Origin of the sequence: Prevotella sp. P5-108, assembly GCF_002251385.1 — a bacterium.
Classification (GTDB): domain Bacteria; phylum Bacteroidota; class Bacteroidia; order Bacteroidales; family Bacteroidaceae; genus Prevotella.
Genome location: NZ_NPJJ01000028.1, coordinates 44,635 through 62,094, shown reverse-complemented (window position 1 = coordinate 62,094; position 17,460 = coordinate 44,635). Strand labels below are relative to the sequence as shown.

Annotated in this window: 25 protein-coding genes; 22 read left to right on the top strand and 3 right to left on the bottom strand. The window is 43.9% G+C overall.

Annotation, left to right across the window (positions count from 1 at the left end):
- Nucleotides 1-19 precede the first annotated feature (19 nt).
- From rplF to rplQ, 14 genes are all read left to right on the top strand, one after another.
- Entirely contained in the window at nucleotides 20-592 is a 573-nt protein-coding gene (gene rplF / locus CIK95_RS05010; RefSeq protein ID WP_022311354.1) for a 50S ribosomal protein L6, read from the top strand.
- Between the two features lie 20 nt (nucleotides 593-612).
- The gene (rplR, locus tag CIK95_RS05005; RefSeq protein ID WP_022311355.1) at nucleotides 613-957 is read left to right on the top strand and encodes a 50S ribosomal protein L18; all 345 of its coding nucleotides are present in this window, start codon (nucleotides 613-615) and stop codon (nucleotides 955-957) included.
- A gap of 6 nt (nucleotides 958-963) precedes the next feature.
- Nucleotides 964-1,476 carry a 30S ribosomal protein S5 gene (gene rpsE, locus CIK95_RS05000; protein WP_094386830.1) on the top strand — a complete coding sequence of 171 codons (513 nt, stop codon included), beginning with the start codon at nucleotides 964-966 and terminating at the stop codon, nucleotides 1,474-1,476.
- A gap of 13 nt (nucleotides 1,477-1,489) precedes the next feature.
- Nucleotides 1,490-1,666, top strand: a complete 177-nt coding sequence (gene rpmD, locus CIK95_RS04995) for a 50S ribosomal protein L30 (RefSeq protein ID WP_022311357.1) — start codon at nucleotides 1,490-1,492, stop codon at nucleotides 1,664-1,666.
- Nucleotides 1,667-1,690: 24 nt separating this feature from the next.
- On the top strand, nucleotides 1,691-2,137 hold the full coding sequence (gene rplO, locus CIK95_RS04990) for a 50S ribosomal protein L15 (RefSeq protein ID WP_022311358.1): 447 nt from the start codon (nucleotides 1,691-1,693) through the stop codon (nucleotides 2,135-2,137).
- 9 nt (nucleotides 2,138-2,146) lie between these two features.
- Nucleotides 2,147-3,484 carry a preprotein translocase subunit SecY gene (gene secY, locus CIK95_RS04985; protein WP_094386831.1) on the top strand — a complete coding sequence of 446 codons (1,338 nt, stop codon included), beginning with the start codon at nucleotides 2,147-2,149 and terminating at the stop codon, nucleotides 3,482-3,484.
- Between the two features lie 12 nt (nucleotides 3,485-3,496).
- Nucleotides 3,497-4,291, top strand: a complete 795-nt coding sequence (map, locus tag CIK95_RS04980; protein ID WP_094466446.1) for a type I methionyl aminopeptidase — start codon at nucleotides 3,497-3,499, stop codon at nucleotides 4,289-4,291.
- A gap of 3 nt (nucleotides 4,292-4,294) precedes the next feature.
- Nucleotides 4,295-4,513 (top strand): translation initiation factor IF-1, encoded by a 219-nt coding sequence (gene infA, locus CIK95_RS04975; RefSeq protein WP_022311360.1) that lies wholly within the window; start codon nucleotides 4,295-4,297, stop codon nucleotides 4,511-4,513.
- 11 nt (nucleotides 4,514-4,524) lie between these two features.
- Nucleotides 4,525-4,641: a type B 50S ribosomal protein L36 gene (gene ykgO / locus CIK95_RS04970; protein WP_007899708.1), complete on the top strand. Its 117-nt coding sequence runs from the start codon at nucleotides 4,525-4,527 to the stop codon at nucleotides 4,639-4,641.
- 98 nt (nucleotides 4,642-4,739) lie between these two features.
- On the top strand, nucleotides 4,740-5,120 hold the full coding sequence (gene rpsM, locus CIK95_RS04965; RefSeq protein WP_094386833.1) for a 30S ribosomal protein S13: 381 nt from the start codon (nucleotides 4,740-4,742) through the stop codon (nucleotides 5,118-5,120).
- Between the two features lie 52 nt (nucleotides 5,121-5,172).
- Entirely contained in the window at nucleotides 5,173-5,562 is a 390-nt protein-coding gene (rpsK, locus tag CIK95_RS04960) for a 30S ribosomal protein S11 (protein WP_022311362.1), read from the top strand.
- Between the two features lie 59 nt (nucleotides 5,563-5,621).
- On the top strand, nucleotides 5,622-6,227 hold the full coding sequence (gene rpsD, locus CIK95_RS04955) for a 30S ribosomal protein S4 (protein WP_022311363.1): 606 nt from the start codon (nucleotides 5,622-5,624) through the stop codon (nucleotides 6,225-6,227).
- Nucleotides 6,228-6,244: 17 nt separating this feature from the next.
- Nucleotides 6,245-7,237: a DNA-directed RNA polymerase subunit alpha gene (locus tag CIK95_RS04950; protein WP_094386834.1), complete on the top strand. Its 993-nt coding sequence runs from the start codon at nucleotides 6,245-6,247 to the stop codon at nucleotides 7,235-7,237.
- 28 nt (nucleotides 7,238-7,265) lie between these two features.
- Entirely contained in the window at nucleotides 7,266-7,754 is a 489-nt protein-coding gene (gene rplQ, locus CIK95_RS04945; protein WP_094388296.1) for a 50S ribosomal protein L17, read from the top strand.
- 209 nt (nucleotides 7,755-7,963) lie between these two features.
- Here rplQ and CIK95_RS04940 read toward each other — a convergent pair whose 3' ends face one another.
- From CIK95_RS04940 to CIK95_RS04930, 3 genes are read right to left on the bottom strand one after another with little or no spacing between them, the layout of a single operon-like run.
- Entirely contained in the window at nucleotides 7,964-8,764 is an 801-nt protein-coding gene (locus CIK95_RS04940; protein ID WP_094466445.1) for a hypothetical protein, read from the bottom strand.
- Between the two features lie 10 nt (nucleotides 8,765-8,774).
- Entirely contained in the window at nucleotides 8,775-10,238 is a 1,464-nt protein-coding gene (locus tag CIK95_RS04935) for a DUF4433 domain-containing protein (protein ID WP_094466444.1), read from the bottom strand.
- Nucleotides 10,231-10,860: a hypothetical protein gene (locus CIK95_RS04930; protein ID WP_216820582.1), complete on the bottom strand. Its 630-nt coding sequence runs from the start codon at nucleotides 10,858-10,860 to the stop codon at nucleotides 10,231-10,233. The genes CIK95_RS04935 and CIK95_RS04930 overlap by 8 nt, the downstream gene beginning before the upstream one ends.
- A 454-nt stretch (nucleotides 10,861-11,314) precedes the next feature.
- Between CIK95_RS04930 and CIK95_RS04925 the strand changes: the two genes are divergently transcribed.
- From CIK95_RS04925 to CIK95_RS04890, 8 genes are all read left to right on the top strand, one after another.
- The gene (locus CIK95_RS04925; protein WP_094387109.1) at nucleotides 11,315-11,911 is read left to right on the top strand and encodes a DUF6088 family protein; all 597 of its coding nucleotides are present in this window, start codon (nucleotides 11,315-11,317) and stop codon (nucleotides 11,909-11,911) included.
- A complete protein-coding gene (locus CIK95_RS04920; protein ID WP_094387112.1) occupies nucleotides 11,908-12,960 on the top strand; it encodes a nucleotidyl transferase AbiEii/AbiGii toxin family protein in 1,053 nt (350 codons plus the stop codon). The genes CIK95_RS04925 and CIK95_RS04920 overlap by 4 nt, the downstream gene beginning before the upstream one ends.
- Nucleotides 12,961-13,054: 94 nt before the next feature.
- Nucleotides 13,055-13,996, top strand: coding sequence for a YafY family protein (locus tag CIK95_RS04915; protein WP_094387108.1), 942 nt, complete (start codon nucleotides 13,055-13,057; stop codon nucleotides 13,994-13,996).
- Entirely contained in the window at nucleotides 13,993-14,484 is a 492-nt protein-coding gene (locus CIK95_RS04910) for a 3'-5' exonuclease (protein ID WP_094466443.1), read from the top strand. Before CIK95_RS04915 ends, CIK95_RS04910 begins: the two co-directional genes overlap by 4 nt.
- 27 nt (nucleotides 14,485-14,511) lie before the next feature.
- Nucleotides 14,512-14,841, top strand: coding sequence for a hypothetical protein (locus CIK95_RS04905; RefSeq protein ID WP_144007739.1), 330 nt, complete (start codon nucleotides 14,512-14,514; stop codon nucleotides 14,839-14,841).
- A 19-nt stretch (nucleotides 14,842-14,860) separates the two neighbouring features.
- Nucleotides 14,861-16,030 (top strand): hypothetical protein, encoded by a 1,170-nt coding sequence (locus CIK95_RS04900; protein ID WP_158215095.1) that lies wholly within the window; start codon nucleotides 14,861-14,863, stop codon nucleotides 16,028-16,030.
- Nucleotides 16,031-16,127: 97 nt separating this feature from the next.
- Nucleotides 16,128-16,427 carry a hypothetical protein gene (locus CIK95_RS04895; RefSeq protein ID WP_094466440.1) on the top strand — a complete coding sequence of 100 codons (300 nt, stop codon included), beginning with the start codon at nucleotides 16,128-16,130 and terminating at the stop codon, nucleotides 16,425-16,427.
- A 1-nt stretch (nucleotide 16,428) separates the two neighbouring features.
- Nucleotides 16,429-17,454, top strand: a complete 1,026-nt coding sequence (locus CIK95_RS04890) for a DUF6557 family protein (protein ID WP_094466439.1) — start codon at nucleotides 16,429-16,431, stop codon at nucleotides 17,452-17,454.
- Nucleotides 17,455-17,460 lie beyond the last annotated feature (6 nt).

Below are 17,460 nucleotides of genomic sequence, written 5' to 3'. Positions count from 1 at the left end.
TTAATTGGAGGATTTAATTATGTCAAGAATAGGTAAATTGCCAATTAATATTCCCGCAGGAGTTACAGTTAACTTCGACGAGAAGACCAACATCGTTAATGTTAAGGGTCCTAAGGGTGAGCTCTCTCAGTGGATTGACCCCTCAATCAAACTGACTTTGACCGATGGTAGCATCGTGTTCGAAATCGATGAGAACAGCCCCGTAAACTACAAGCAGAAGCAGGCTTTCCACGGACTTTACCGTTCACTGGTAAACAACATGGTAGTAGGTGTCAGCGCTGGTTATAGCAAGACATTGGAGCTCGTAGGTGTAGGTTATCGTGTTTCAAATCAGGGTAATCTTATCGAGTTCTCTTTGGGTTATACTCACCCTATCTTTATCCAGCTTCCTAAGGAGGTAAAGGTTGAGACAAAGTCTGAGAGAAACCAGAATCCTATCATCATACTGGAGAGCTGTGACAAGCAGCTTCTTGGTCTCATCTGTGCAAAAATTCGTTCTTTCCGCAAGCCTGAACCATATAAAGGTAAGGGTATCTTGTTCAAAGGTGAGGTTATCCGCAGAAAGTCTGGTAAGACAGCTGCCGCTAAGTAATCTTTTAATTATTTACGATTATGACAACAAAGAAAGTAGAAAGACGAATCAAGATAAAATTCCGTATTCGCAAGAGTGTGAATGGTACCGCAGAGCGTCCTCGTCTCAGCGTATTCCGTTCTAACAAGCAAATTTATGCACAGGTTATCAACGACCTTACTGGTACAACTTTGGCTTCAGCTTCTTCTCTCGGTCTCGAAAAGATGGCCAAGATTGAGCAGGCCAAGAAGGTTGGTGCTCTCGTAGCCGAGAATGCCAAGAAAGCCGGTGTTGAGAGTGTTGTTTTCGACCGTAATGGTTATCTCTATCACGGACGTGTACAGGCTTTGGCTGATGCAGCACGCGAAGGTGGTCTTAAATTTTAAACGATTATGGCAATGAATAAAGTAAGAATAAATAGTGACGTTGAATTGAAAGACCGCTTGGTTGCTATCAATCGAGTAACCAAGGTTACCAAAGGTGGTCGCACCTTTACATTCGCTGCTATCGTCGTTGTAGGTGATGGCAATGGTGTTATAGGTTGGGGCCTTGGAAAGGCTGGTGAGGTTACCGCTGCAATTTCCAAGGGTACTGAGGCTGCCAAGAAGAACCTTGTTAAGGTTCCTGTACTGAAGGGTACCATTCCTCACGAGGTTGAAGTGGCTTTCAGTGGTGCCAAAGTTCTTCTCAAGCCCGCTGCTGCCGGTACTGGTCTTAAGGCTGGTGGTGCTATGCGTGCTGTACTGGAGAGCGTAGGTGTCAAGGATGTGATTGCAAAGTCTAAGGGCTCTTCCAATGCTCACAACTTGGTTAAGGCCACAATATTGGCTCTTAGCGAGCTGCGTGATGCTTACACCGTAGCTGGCGAGCGTGGCATTAGTATGAACAAAGTATTTAACGGTTAATAGTAGAACTGACATGGCAACAATTAAAGTAAAGCAGATTAAGAGCAAAATCGGTGCTCCCTTGGACCAGAAGCAGACTCTTCAGGCACTGGGTCTCCGTAAAATTTCTCAAGTTGTTGAAATCGAAGATACTCCTAGCAACCGTGGTATGGTTCGTAAGGTGCATCATCTGGTTAACGTAATAGACTAATTAATTTTTTAACTACAGAAGATTATGAAATTAAGTAATTTGAAACCAGCTGAGGGTTCTACACATTCTCGTCGCCGTATCGGTCGTGGTCCAGGTTCTGGCTTGGGTGGTACTTCTACTCGTGGTCACAAGGGTGCTAAGGCACGTTCTGGATACAAGCGTAAGATTGGCTTCGAAGGTGGTCAGATGCCTTTGCAGCGTCGCGTACCTAAGGCTGGATTTAAGAATATCAACCATAAAGAGTATTTCGCAGTCAATCTCTCTACACTGCAGAAGCTGGCAGAAGCTAAGGGCTATGCCAAGATTGGTATAGCAGAGCTTGTAGAGGCTGGTCTTACCAATGGTAAGGAGCTTGTAAAGGTTTTGGCTAACGGAACTCTTACAGCTAAGGTAGATGTAGAAGCTAATGCTTTCTCTAAGGCTGCTGAAGAAGCTATCAAGGCAGCTGGTGGTAACACAACTATTATCTAAACAAAGTAGATGAAAAAGTTTATAGAGACACTAAAGAACTGTTGGAGAATTGAGGATTTGCGCAAGCGACTCCTCATAACTCTCCTGTTTACGGCTATATACCGTTTTGGCTCGTTTGTTGTCCTTCCCGGCATCAATCCAGCCCAGTTACAAAACTTACAGTCGCAAACATCAGGTGGCTTGATGTCGCTGCTTGACATGTTCTCTGGTGGTGCATTCTCCAATGCGTCGATTTTTGCGCTTGGTATTATGCCGTACATCTCTGCTTCTATTGTCATGCAGCTTTTGGCTGTCGCTGTACCTTACTTCCAGAAAATGCAGCGTGAGGGCGAGAGCGGACGCAAGAAGATTAGCTGGTACACTCGTGTGCTGACAGTCTTCATCCTGTTCCTGCAGGGTCCTTCTTACCTTATCAACCTGAAGATGCAGGCCGGACAGGCCCTCTCTTCAGGTATTTCCTGGACGGTATTCATGTTCCCCGCAGCTGTCATCCTGGCAGCAGGAAGTATGTTCATACTTTGGCTTGGAGAGCGCATTACCGACAAGGGTGTAGGCAATGGCGTTTCGCTGATAATTGCCATAGGTATTATCGCCCGTCTGCCCCAGGCCTTCATTCAGGAAGTTACCTCACGCTTCACCGCTATTTCTGGTGGTGGTCTCGTAATGTTTATTGCTGAGATTCTCATACTCTTTGCCGTGGTTTGTGCTGCTTTGATGCTCGTACAGGCTGTGCGCAAGGTTCCGGTACAGTATGCTAAGCGCGTTGTCGGCAACAAGCAATATGGTGGTGCACGTCAGTACATCCCCTTGAAGCTGTTCGCTGCCAATGTGATGCCTATCATCTTTGCTCAGGCTTTGATGTTTATTCCTCTTGCATTTGTTTCATATGGAACAAGCAACGGAAGCTGGCTCGTACAGAATCTGATGGACAATAGATCTTTGCTTTATAATGCAATCTATGTAGCTCTGGTTATAGCGTTTACATATTTCTATACTGCCATTACCCTGAATTCCAATCAGATGGCAGAGGATATGAAGCGTAACAACGGTTTCATCCCCGGCGTTAAGCCTGGTAAGGACACCGCTGAGTATATCGATACAGTAATGTCTCGTATTACATTGCCAGGCTCATTGGCCATTGCATTTATCGCAATTATGCCAGCTTTGGCAAGCCTTCTCGACGTTCAGCAGGCTTTCTCTCAATTCTTCGGAGGTACTTCTCTGTTGATTTTGGTGGGTGTAGTCATTGACTCACTTCAGCAAATCGAGAGCCATATGCTCATGCGTCATTATGATGGCTTGTTGAACTCTGGCCGTACTCGTGGCGGAAATGTTGCAGCATATTAAGGCTGTATCATAATGAAGATATTTCTGAAAACAGAGGATGAAATTTCACTCATGCGAGAGGCTAATCGATTAGTCGGTCAGACTCTCGCTGAGTTAGCTAAACATATTAAGCCGGGCGTCAGCACACTCCAGTTGGACAAGATAGCTGAAGAGTTTATTCGCGACCACGGGGCTGTGCCTACTTTCAAGGATTTCCCCAATCCGTTTGGAGAGCCTTTTCCGGCAAGTATATGTACCTCTGTCAACGAAGTGGTAGTTCATGGTATACCTGATGCCAAGACCATTCTTAAGGATGGAGATATCATTTCAATCGACTGTGGTACACTCCTCAACGGTTTCAACGGTGACAGTTGCTATACGTTCAGTGTAGGCGAAGTGTCCGCCGAAGTCAAACAGTTGCTCGAAGTTACCAAGGCCTCGCTATATAGGGCCATTGATGTGGCTCTGCCAGGTCATCATGTCGGTGATATCGGCTATACAGTTCAAGACTATTGCGAATCCCACGGGTATGGAGTAGTTCGTGAACTCACAGGGCATGGCATCGGAAAAGAAATGCACGAGGAACCCAAGGTGCCCAATTATGGTTCTCGTGGCAATGGCACAATGTTAAAAGCTGGTATGTGCATTGCCATCGAACCAATGATTACCATGGGTGACCGCAATATCTGGCTATTACCCGACAAGTGGAGCATTGTGACACGCGACGGCAAGCCAGCAGCGCATTTCGAACACACCATAGCTATCCGTAAAGCCAAGGCAGAAATTTTATCTGATTTTGAAGAAATAGAAAAGGTATTACACAATTAATATATGGCTAAACAGTCTGCAATAGAACAAGACGGAGTCATTGTGGAGAGCCTCTCCAATGCAATGTTCCGCGTAGAGCTGGAGAATGGCGTGCAAATCATTGCCCACATCTCTGGTAAAATGAGAATGCACTATATAAAGATACTCCCTGGCGACAAGGTCAAAGTAGAGATGAGTCCCTACGACCTCACTAAGGGCAGAATCGTTTTCAGATACAAGTAAACATTAAAGATATGAAGACAAGAGCATCATTAAAGAAGCGCACACCCGACTGCAAGATTGTACGTCGTAAAGGTCGTTTGTTCGTTATCAACAAGAAGAACCCTAAGTTCAAAATGCGTCAGGGTTAATGTTAAAATTGTGTAAATGTTTGATTAGGAGGATTTTTCTTACTAATTTTGCATGCTTTTAACAAACAACAGAAGTATTTTTTAATCAATTTTCTAAAATGGCAATAAGAATTGTTGGAGTAGATTTGCCCCAAAACAAGCGTGGCGAAATCGCATTGACCTATATCTATGGTATCGGTCGAAGTAGTTCAGCAAAGATATTGGACAAGGCAGGTGTTAGCCGTGACTTGAAGGTTAACGAGTGGTCTGATGACCAGGCAGCCAAGATCCGTGAAATTATCGGCGCTGAATTCAAAGTAGAAGGTGATCTCCGTTCGGAGATCCAGATGAACATCAAGCGCCTTATGGATATAGGTTGCTATCGTGGTATCAGACATCGTAATGGTCTTCCTGTTCGCGGTCAGAGCACAAAGAATAATGCTCGTACTCGTAAGGGAAAGAAGAAGACTGTTGCTAATAAGAAGAAGGCTACGAAGTAATTTTAGTTTAAGTGTTGATTGATTTCAATCGTAATTTTAAAGTAAGCTAAAAATGGCAAAGACAAAAGCAACATCAAAGAAAAGAAATGTAAAGGTTGACGCTTTAGGACAGCTTCATGTTCACAGCTCGTTCAACAATATTATCGTTTCCCTTGCTAATAGTGAAGGTCAGGTGATCTCTTGGTCATCTGCAGGTAAAATGGGATTCCGCGGATCTAAGAAGAATACTCCTTATGCAGCCCAGACTGCTGCCGAGGATTGCGCCAAGGTTGCCTTTGACCTCGGTCTCCGTAAGGTTAAGGCATACGTTAAGGGTCCAGGTAATGGTCGTGAGTCTGCTATCCGTGCCGTGCATGGTGCTGGTATCGAGGTAACCGAGATTATCGACGTTACTCCATTGCCACACAACGGTTGTCGTCCTCCCAAGCGCCGTCGCGTATAATTCAGAGTATTCTCATTATTACTCTATTCACATTTAATCAATAGCATTTATTAAATATTATGGCTAGATATATAGGTCCGAAATCTAAAATTGCACGTCGATTTGGTGAGCCCATCTTCGGCGCAGACAAAGTTTTGTCCAGAAGAAACTTCCCTCCTGGACAGCATGGCAACAGCCGTCGCAGAAAGATGTCTGAGTACGGTGTCATGTTGGCAGAGAAGCAGAAAGCTAAGTACACCTATGGTGTTCTTGAGCGTCAGTTCCGTAATATGTTTGAGAAGTCTGCAAAGGCTGAAGGCATTACCGGTGAGGTTCTTCTTCAGAATTTGGAGAGCCGTCTTGACAACGTCGTATTCCGCCTGGGTATCGCCCCCACTCGTGCAGCTGCACGCCAGTTGGTAGGCCACAAGCACATCGTTGTTGATGGCAAGGTAGTTAACATTCCTTCTTTTTCTGTTAAGCCTGGAATGGTAGTTGGCGTTCGCGAGAAGGCCAAGTCTCTCGAGGTCATCGAGAATGCACTGGCAGGTTTCAACCACAGCAAGTATCCATGGCTCGAGTGGGATGAGAACACCAAGAGCGGTAAGTTCCTCCACAAGCCAGAGCGTGCAGATATTCCTGAGAATATTAAGGAGCAGTTAATCGTTGAGTTGTACTCTAAATAATAAAAATCATTAAGTTAATGGCGATATTAGCATTTCAAAAACCTGATAAAGTCGTAATGTTAGAGGCCAATGAGCGATTCGGTAAATTCGAATTCCGCCCATTGGAGCCCGGCTTTGGTGTTACCATCGGTAACGCGCTTCGCCGCATACTTCTTTCTTCACTTGAGGGCTTTGCTATCAATACCATCCGTATTGCTGGCGTTGAGCATGAGTTTTCATCAGTTCCCGGTGTCAAGGAAGATGTAACTAACATTATCTTGAATCTCAAACAAGTTCGATTCAAGCAAGTAGTAGAAGAATTCGAGAACGAGAAAGTTAGTATCACTGTTGAGAACACTACTGAGTTCAAGGCCGGTGATATAAGTAAGTATCTGACTGGATTTGAAGTGTTAAACCCTGATTTGGTGATTTGTCATTTAGATAGCAAGGCATCAATGCAGATTGAGCTTACCATCAACAAAGGTCGTGGCTATGTCCCCGCCGATGAGAACCGTGAGTTCTGTACCGATGTCAACGTACTCCCAATCGATTCAATCTACACCCCCATCCGTAACGTAAAGTACGCAGTTGAGCCATATCGTGTCGAGCAGAAGACCGACTATGACAAACTCGTTCTCGAAGTTACCACCGATGGTTCCATCCACCCGAAGGATGCCTTGAAAGAGGCTGCCAAGATCCTCATCTATCACTTCATGCTGTTCTCTGACGAGAAGATTACTCTCGAGAATCCTGATCAGGAAGAGAACCAGGAGTTTGATGAAGAGGTACTCCATATGCGTCAGCTGTTGAAGACCAAGCTCGTAGACATGAACTTGTCTGTACGCGCGCTCAACTGTCTTAAGGCAGCTGAGGTCGAGACACTTGGCGACTTGGTACAGTACAACAAGACAGACCTCCTCAAGTTCCGCAACTTCGGTAAGAAATCGCTTTCAGAGCTTGATGATTTGCTCGAGAGTCTGAATCTGTCGTTTGGAACCGATACTTCTAAGTATAAATTAGACAAGGAATAATCCCTTGTAATTAAAGAACAAAACAAAAATGAGACATAACAAGAAATTCAATCATCTGGGCCGTACTGCAAGTCACCGTGGTAGCATGTTGTCCAACATGGCTTCCAGCCTGATTTTGCACAAAAGAATCACTACGACCCTCGCTAAGGCTAAGGCTCTCAAGAAATTCGTTGAGCCCCTGATTACTCGTTCTAAGGTAGGTGATACCAACAACCGTCGTGTTGTTTTCCGTTATCTCCAGAACAAGGAAGCTGTCAAGGAACTTTTCAACGTAGTTGCTGAGAAGGTAGGCGACCGTCCCGGTGGCTACACTCGCGTCATCAAGTTGGGTACCCGTCAGGGTGACGCTGCTCCCATCGCTTTCATCGAGCTCGTTGACTTCGATGAGAACATGGCTAAGGCTCCTAAGGCTGAGAAGAAGACACGTCGTAGCCGTCGTTCTGCCGCCAAGAAGGTAGAAGAGGCTCCCGTAGAGGCTCAGGCAGAAGAGACAGCAACAGAAGCTGCAGCAGAATAATCTTTGAATAGATATCTCACAACAATAAGAATCCCTGGTCTTTTTAAGGCCAGGGATTTTTTTTTCACATCACCTACGAGGATGAGTAGAATCCGAACAACCTCGTCCAACTCTCGTTTGTTTGTGCTTATTTTCCCCTCATCTGCTTAAAGTCGTTTTATTGTTCTGCGGGTTGGTGAGTGTCATCGCAACCAATCCCGAGCATAGGTTTATAAGACAACCAGCGTATAATCGTCTGATTCAATTTCTCTCTTGTCATAAAGAGTGCTCATGAGCGTTCTGAATTCTTTTTCAGAGCCAGCACTGGCCAATAGGGGCGCGAGAATATCCTTCTCGAAGTCAAAATTCTCTTGTTCTGCTACTTGGAGCAACCCCGTATTGTTTGTTTGCTTCATCTGCTCTTCCATCAACTCGCTCGCATACATCGTGCTCTTGGATAGTTCGTACATCATTAGTATATAATGCGACAAGGCATCGCTTGCAGCAAACACCTCGGAGGTATTGTCAAGATGGAATACGCCGCTGTTGAATCCTTCCTCCTCCAGTGGGTCTTTGCAGCTGACGAGTCGTGGAGGATTGCTGAAGTCTGCCAGTCGGGTAAAACTGTGCTCCAGCAGTCCAGTCTTATGGCTGTAGTGAAACACTACGCTGTCACCATAGGCTGCCCACCTACATTCGTTCTCGTCGGTCTTCCATGCTGCCACAATTGTTGCACACGACCCTTCGCTATAAAACTTGTTGAGCAATATGCCGTCGCCTTCTTTTGCACATTCTTCTTTGGCATTATAGAACGCCTCCCAGATACTGTCTACCCATGCATCCAGTTCTATGAACGAGCATATCGGCGTGTCTTTAGGCAGATGTTCTATGAGATACCGCGACCACTCGTCTGCGTAGAGCCCGCAGCCTCCGGCTCCGTCAGACACCGCTATACATTGTGGAGCGCAGAAGACTGCGTCCTCGTTGGGTGCATGGTCGTTCAGTTTGGCTATGCTAACACTTTTTCCCATTTCCCTTGTTTCACTGATTATTGTTTACCAACATGCTCGATAGCGTACCTATCCTCATCATTTTTACCAGACGCTCCATTCCAGCGTTCACACCCATGGCATGATATCTGATGTCTGCCTGCTTGTCGCCAAACAAGTTGCGGATTTGTTCATTGTAGTTCAGCGGTAGCAGACTCGACATGTTGTATAGCCTCTCTCCATATCCATTGCCGTTCAGCTCGCCTGGTGTGGCGGGGAATGTCACCGACTCAACATGTCCTGGAGCTACGTGAATGTTGAAGAACAGCACATTGCCATCGTTGGTAAACATAGACTTCAACTGATTTGACAACTGCATCATCTCGTCATCCGTAGCTCCGTTGTATTCTCCGTCTGTGATGTTTATGATGGTTGGTGGATAGCAGTCCTTGTCGTGGTGTTGGCGCATCCAGTTCTCCAGCAATCCCTCTGCACGTTTCAATGCTTTGTCCATGTAGGTCCAGTTTCCGTCGTGGCGTGCCGTCATCCATTGCTTTCTCTCCACATCCTTTATGACCATGCCTTTGCGTGTGCGCACTTCCTCTTTTACCACCTTTTTCAAGTACGGATTGTTGCGTATCTCTTCCGGCGTGACGAAGTCGCGACCTTCGAGATTGCCGTTCCATGCGCTGTAGGCCTCCTGTCCGTAACCTATCATGGCGATATCAAAGTAATGGCGTGTTTCATTGTTCTTCACGCAACGCTCTACCAACTCGTTTATCTGCTGGTTCACGATGCGTGCCACAGCCTCCGAGAGCGTCATGTCCTCACCGTTGAACGTGGTAAGCCGTCGCATAGACACACTCTGGTCCACCAGGAAGATGAAAGCCGTCGGGTGCTCTCTGTCCACTCGTGCTGTATAGGCTGTCTTGCTCTGCAGTTGCAGCGGATGGCTTGGGATAGGTATTCCGAAGTTGCCTATGTTGGTGATATACTTCAGCGGTATGAAGTTCTTCACCAGTATCTCTGCCTGGAAGAAGGGCTGCTCGTCGATGTCAAGGTCGAAGTGTTTTGAAGCCTTTACCGTCTGGAAATGAATTTTTCTGAAATCGTCCAGCTTGCCACCTACGTTGGCTCCATTGCGTGTGGCGTTGCGGTCGGCGTAGCGTGTGTCTTCGTCGTAGATTACCTGTGGGTCTATCTCCAGTATCACGGGGTTGGATATTCTGTCTTCGTTCATCGCCACAAACATCATCGGGTGGTTGCGCGTGAAACTTACGCGTACATAGCGCTCCAGTCTGTCGCGCTGGTCGAGCGTCCACGATAGCGACCCTTTTCCGCCACCGCCTGGTTTCGGGATGGCGATGCCCCGCTCTTCGCAGTCCTTCCACGAGTACAGACCACCGTTTCTGATGATGCTCTCCAGATTGTCGCGGTCGGTAAAGTGATACAATTTTGTGATATTGTTCTGTTCGAGCAGCCGCTCAAACTCTTCCCAATTACTTCTTCTACTCATAGTTTTGTTCTCCTATGTTTTCAGTTTCTGCCTTCGTCGGTGCTGCTGCATCTTCCGTCGGTCTTGTCTTTTCGTCGTATGGATATATCCCCTCTGCGTATGCTTTTACCAGAAAGGCGTGTGACAGCGGACTCTTCGGGTCGTCCACATCGCTGTTGGTGGTATAGTCCAGCAGCACTATCGTTTTCGTCTTGCTTGCTTCCCTTAACCGTTCGATGATGTTTGCCACTTTGTTTTCCAGCACCCATCTGTATGCTGGCAGATAGATTTGCTTCCTTGCTTCTATATACCCCAGCAGTTCCGTGCCGTTCACTCCTTTTCGGTGTCCGAGTGGTTTGCCAAATCGTCTTACGCTTCGTTTGATGTTCTTCATCGTGTCATTGCCGAACAGCTTCACGTCTACATCGGCTGTCTCAAACACCTTTAGCCCCTGCCATATCGCTTCCACGCATATGGCCGTATAGCCCTCGCTGAATGGTACTGGTATTCCGCCGTGTGGATAAAACGGGCTGAGTTTCACCAGGCCGTCTGTTGCTTGGCTGGTCACATCTGCGATGATTGCATCGGGGTATTTCTTTACAATGTTCTCGCGCTTCTTGCGCTTGGATTCTATTACTATCATAAGCTAAATACTTTTGTGCCAAAACGTTCGATGATGTCATTCTTGATTTGTGGGTTGAGGTTCATGCAGTCTGAGTATTTGTAAATCGCATTATATCAATTACTTGTACTTTAAACGATAGAAAAGTGATTGTCTAGATTCTAAAGATTGGGGAAAAGACGAACATTTAACGTTTTTAACTTTTTTGAACCCCAAATGGCCCGCAAGTGTGCAATAAATTGATTAAGTCATGGTATTTTATTCTTGAAGTCGTCTTTTCTGGCAATATTGCCCCTAATGTAAAAAGCGACACATTATTTATATAGGAATGCCATCTATACAGCAAGAAAAACGCTATAATTTGCCAATGAAACTTAATTTCAACACTTAAAGTAGTGCTGTATAAAAGAAATTTTGTATCTTTGCGGTCGGAAATATTTATTATCATTCCGACCATAATTTATATACAAAATCGATGGAGAATGCAGTAGTACAACAGATTAGAAAAAGGATTACTCGCAGTAAGTTTGGCGAGATATTCTTTGTTTCTTCTTTTCCCCAATATGATGTCGAGTACGTCACAAAACTGCTCGCCATCTTTGAGAAAGAAGGATTGATTACACGAATAGCCAAAGGCGTGTATGTCAAGGCACGTAAAACACGTTTTGGCATCCTTTATCCTTCGGCTTACGAATTAGTGAAAGAGATTACCAAACGAGATAAGGCAAAAGTTATACCTACGGGAGCCACTGCTGCTAATCGCTTAGGATTCTCAACACAAGTACCCATGAACACTATTTTTCTGACTACTGGGTCTGGGCGAAAAATGAAATTAGGGAATCGAACAGTGACTCTGAAGCATGGGGCACCTAAGAACTTTGCATTCCGCGGACGTTTGATGCCAGAATTGGTACAAGCATTACGCAGCATTGGTGAGCATAACATCACTCAGGATGTTGAAGCGAGGATTAGACAACTGTTCTCGGAAACTCCTGAGACTGACACCATAGAATATGATTTGTTGTTGGCTCCTGTATGGATGCGACAAGTTATAAAGAAAGGAATAAAATGAGTAAATGGATTGATTTCTCGCTCGACGAGCGAAAGGCGATGATACAAGGTGTGGTCGAGGCACGGCAAATTGATGAAGCTGCTGCCGAGAAGGACTGGTGGGTAACGGCAGTGTTGTATGCCCTTTTTCACTCCAGTGTATCAGAATATCTGTTATTCAAAGGTGGTACGAGTCTCAGTAAAGGCTGGGATATCATCAACCGATTCAGTGAAGATATTGATTTAGCATTGAGCCGTGACTATTTTCTGAACGTCAAGCAACTCTCTTGTGCAAGCTGTACCAGTAATACGCAAATACATAATCTTCGAGAGAAAGGACAGGACTTCTTGTATGGCGAGTTCAAAGACGAGTTATCGGCGAAACTTGTCGAAATGGGGCTTGAAGTAACAGTTCTCACAGACAATGACATATCCAATGAAAATGGTGAGCCCCAAAAGGTTCCACACGATAAAGACCCATCTGTTCTTTATGTTCAATATCCTTCACTCTACGATAGCCAAGCCGCATACGCAATACCAACGGTTAAAGTAGAGATTAGCGTGTTGTCAATGTCCGAGCCTTACGAGATGAGAAGAATTTCATCACTTATAGAACAGACCTTCAAGGATGAAGATGTGGATTCCGACCTTGTCCAGACAATCCGCACTGTCAGTCCCGCCAGGACTTTCTTGGAAAAAGCTTTCCTCTTGTGTGAAGAGTTCCAGAAGGACGAACCGAGAACGCATAGAATGACACGTCACTTCTACGACTTGGAGAGACTGATGCAAACCCCATACGCAGAAATGGCTCTTAATGATTTGGTGCTCTATCATGAGATTGTGGAACATCGTCGCAAGTTCTATCATGTTGGTTATGTGGATTACGACAAAGAGCTACCTGCCACTATTCAGATTGTACCAAGTGACGAACTGATGTCCTCTTACGAAGCTGACTATAACGAAATGAAGGAGAGCTTCATTTATGGGCAACCTCTGACTTTCGGCGAGTTGATGGAAAAGATAACGAACCTTCAAGAACAATTCCGAGCTTTAGATGTCCCTAAAGGTTGAATGTAGATGAATTTTTAACAAAATCTACTTTTTCTCCAACCTCTGCCACGGCTTGGCGTACCCTTAGAGTAATTTTGCAGAAAAAACATAAAATATGATTAATAACGATAGAGGGCAAAGCCTAATAAGCAAATATGTCTGGGTGATAGAAACTATCTATCGCAGACGTAAAATCTCGTTCAAGGAACTGAACGAGCTGTGGCTGCGAGATGACATCAGCAGAGGGGTCGATATTCCCAAGCGCACCTTCGACAACTGGCGTTATGTCATCTGGGATATGTTCGGCATCAACATAGTCAACGAAAACCGAGGCGAATACCGTTATTACATCGAAAACGAAGAGGATATCAGTAAGAACGGACTCCGTTCATGGTTATATAATACTTTCTGTGTGAGCAATGCCTTAGCCAACAGTCAGAGCATCAAAGACCGCATCATTCTGGAATACGTGCCGTCTGGCCAGAACTACCTTCAGCCCATCATTGAGGCTATGAAGGAAAATCGTATCCTGAACATCACCTATCACAGCTACTGGAAGGACGAAGAGAACAATTTCGACGTGCAACCCTATTGCGTGAAGCTGTTCCGCCAGCGTTGGTACTTGGTGGCTCGCAGCACATATTCTTATTATTACGAGCAGGGGCCACGCATCTATTCCCTTGATCGTATCAAATATCTTCATGCAACAGACGAGACTTTTGAAATGCCAAAGAACTGGACGGCAGAGGATTTCTTTGACGGCTGCTTTGGAATCATTGCTGAACAGTCTGTGAAGGTACAACCAGTCAAACTGAAAGTATCAGCAGGACAAGCCAACTACATCCGTGATTTGAAGATGCACGAGTCGCAGGAAGAGATTGAACGTAATGAAGAATACAGCATATTCACCTTTAATCTCCGTCCAGAGTTCGACTTCCAGCAGGAACTGCTTTGGAATGGAGAAGACATGGAGGTACTTGAACCCTACTGGCTCCGCAAGGAGATTGCCGGTAAGATAAAAAGAATGTGGAACAAATACAAAGATGACCCGAAATGAAGGATTTTGCAGCAATAGATTTTGAGACAGCTAACAACGAGCGTTCTTCGGTTTGTTCTGTTGGTATCGTCATTGTACGAAATGGTGAGATAGTAGATTCGTTCTACTCTCTCATCCAACCAGAACCGAACTATTATAACTATTGGTGCTCACAGGTTCATGGTCTCTGCCATGAAGATACTGACGATGCACCAGTTTTTCCAAAAGTATGGGCTCAGATAGAGCCTCTGATAACGAACTTACCACTCGTTGCTCATAATAAGCCTTTTGACGAAGGTTGTCTGAAGGCAGTGTTCCGCGTCTATCAGATGGACTATCCAGACTATGAGTTCTATGACACCCTTTGTGTCTCACGGCGAGTACTCCCTGATTTAGAAAACCACCAGCTTCAAACTGTAGCTGCTGACTGTGGTTATTGCTTAGAGGATCATCACCATGCATTGGCAGATGCAGAAGCTTGTGCATGGATAGCAAGAGAAATATTGTAAAATGATTAACTTTTAATTTTTATTGTTATGTTTGTATTAATAATGCCAACCATAGAAAGTATTTGTGAAGATTTTGGTCTTGACTATAATGATACCAATGAGGAAGAGCTTTTAGGACAGCAAGGCCAGGAAGCTTATCCAATAGAAGTAAATGATGGCGAGTCTTTTGAGATTCCCCAATGTTTTACTGGTAGAATTGAACAAGACGAGCAGAATTATTATAAAAAAGTCTTAGTAGATGAGGATATGGATTATTATGAGCGAGAGGTAATCCAAGATGATTTGCCTTCTGGCATCTACCAGTTAGATAAAGATGAGATAACTGTGAAACAAATCTACCAAACAGATGTATTCTAATTATAATCCCGATGAAGTTATGAACATTCAAGAAGAAATTGTACAATGGGCTGAAAAAACCGTCAGAGAGTATCATGAAATTGCGAGTCGTAAGGAGGTAAATCTAGCATATTATACCCAATCTGATCTTTCTCTGATTTCAGAAAAACCGGAATTGATGATTGTTGGAATTAATCCGGGTAGTGGAGGTACTTACAAGGAGCAATGTGAAAATAAAAACTGGTCATACTTGTACAATAATAATCAAGACCAGAATCATTTGCTTAAAGGTAATTACTGCAGGGAAGAAGGTAAACCCTCGTCATGGGAGAATCATAGAAAATGGGGCTATTGGAAAGGCTTGAAAAGATGCTTGTCACAGACTAATTTGAATGAAATAATAGAAGATGATAGTAAAATTATTGTCACGAACGCATCATTTTTCAGTACCCCAAAAGCAGATGAGATAAGCGATACCTTATTAGTAGAGACAATCCCATATACACTTCATTTAATAAATATAACCAAATCCAAGCATTTGATATTCCTTAGTGGAAAGAAATGCTTTGAAAGACTTTTAAATTTGTCAAAAATGTCAGAAAATATCCAGTTCAAATACAAGATTGTTTGTGGTAATATTTATGTAGGTGTTCTTAATGGAAAACTATGTATTGGTATCCCACACCCAGCATATAAAACAAATGAAGAGTTGAATCTTGTTGCTTCGGTCATTCCATACCTCATTAGTTCAGATAATTATGAGCATATTGATATCGCATTGATACAAAAAGAATGCGCTAAACAGATCAAAGAATATGAAGAGAGGATCCACAATAAAAAGAGGCAAATAAAGATATCGGATGTGAGGATTCTCGTAGAAAAAGTTATATCAGAATGCAATCTTGAGGCCTATGAAGAAAAGAACCATAGGTATAAGTTGAATAATCAATATGGAATAACGATAACAGATAAAGAGAAAGGTTATATAGCAATAAGACACATTGACTATGATACTAAGGGTTATGACAACAACCAAGATAAAGAAGTCCATAAATTAAAAGAAATATTGAAAGGACGGGGATACAATACTTCTGAAAAGGTTTGGATTGGGAAAAAAGTGTTTTCTCAATTTGGCAATAATGACAACGAGATTATAGAAGGTATTTGCAAGGAAATAAAAGATTTAAAAGAAGAAATCCAGAAGATATAATTATTTTTCACAATAACATCACTTTCCTTTGACCTCTGCCACCAGTTGGCGGAGGTCTTTGTTTATTTTGCAGTGTAATTTGAAAAGAAGCAGCAATATGGTTCACTTACATGATTACGACATTGAACTCATCGAGAGAGAGATTCTATGGAAATACAACGACAATCGGCACGATTATTCCGATTGCGACTGCCTGTTATCCTTGCGTAAAAGCATGATAAATGAGAACTTCACCCCTTGCAAGGTGAAGAACGAGAAGAACTTTGGGCGCAATCTGTGGCACCTTCATAGTGCATTTCACAACCTCTTTGACCACATGAACTTCGCTATCACTGACTTCATATATGTACGGAAGTTTGAGACTGAGATTAACATAGAAGTCAACAAAAAGGTTTGATATGACATTCAAGGAACTTCTAGACAGCGTACGGTATGAGGATGTGGCTCCTCATATTGTCAGGATGTACCCAGACATGAGGCAAAGTCTTGGCTGGTACAAAATCCATATTGACATGCTGCGTCTGTTACAACCAGTTTTCCATGAGGATGCCAATGACAAGGTGTGTCACATAACCATGGAAGACTGGGAGGACGGTAGCGGACTGCATCTTAACGCTTATCCGATGGAGGGTGACTTGTGGGAGCACTCGCTTACCAAAGAGTTGATAGTAGCACTAGACGTAAAAGCAACCAAAGAAGAACTGGCTGCTTGTTGCTTGTGGCATACATCTTTCTATGGATTCGTTGAAAAACATGTAAAAGAACGCTTCAGAACCGAAGATTTGGACTTAGATACGTTAAACAGATGGGACGATAGCTTGTACTATAAAGCAAAAGCTTTACAGAATTTCAGTATAATACGAGAACATGGTGGCTTCATACCGACCATAAGACAACTATCCAAGTCGAAGAAAGCAGAGCTTATCAAACAAGCGAAGGACTCTATGTTCTTGGGTAGCACTCCCATGAACAGAATAAAACGGAAGAAACATTTTAGAATAGAGTTCTTGGAACACTACTATGAGCGAATGTCCGTTATCAGTGATTTTATAGTTCAAGCCATACCGGCATTGAAAGGTGTCAGAAACTATATACTCGTTGAACAACTCTGTGAGCTTTTCCATTCTGAGTTGTTCTGTACTGAGGAAATCATGTCGTATGCCTCTAATGGTAAAAGTGGCGCAAAGTATCTATACGAGTTGTTTACATCGTATGATATGATACCAAAGATGGACGGAATCGTTGTCCGTCTTGTCACAGGAACAGAGCATGAAGTTCTGACGGAAGACGAGATTCTTTTATGCAATCTGTTGGCAGAAGGACGCAAGTATGGCGACCTCATCCTTGACTATGACCCTGCACTTGGTAATCAAGTGGTCATCAGTTATGCTGCATACAATTCCAATAACCCATTAGTAAAATAACTACTA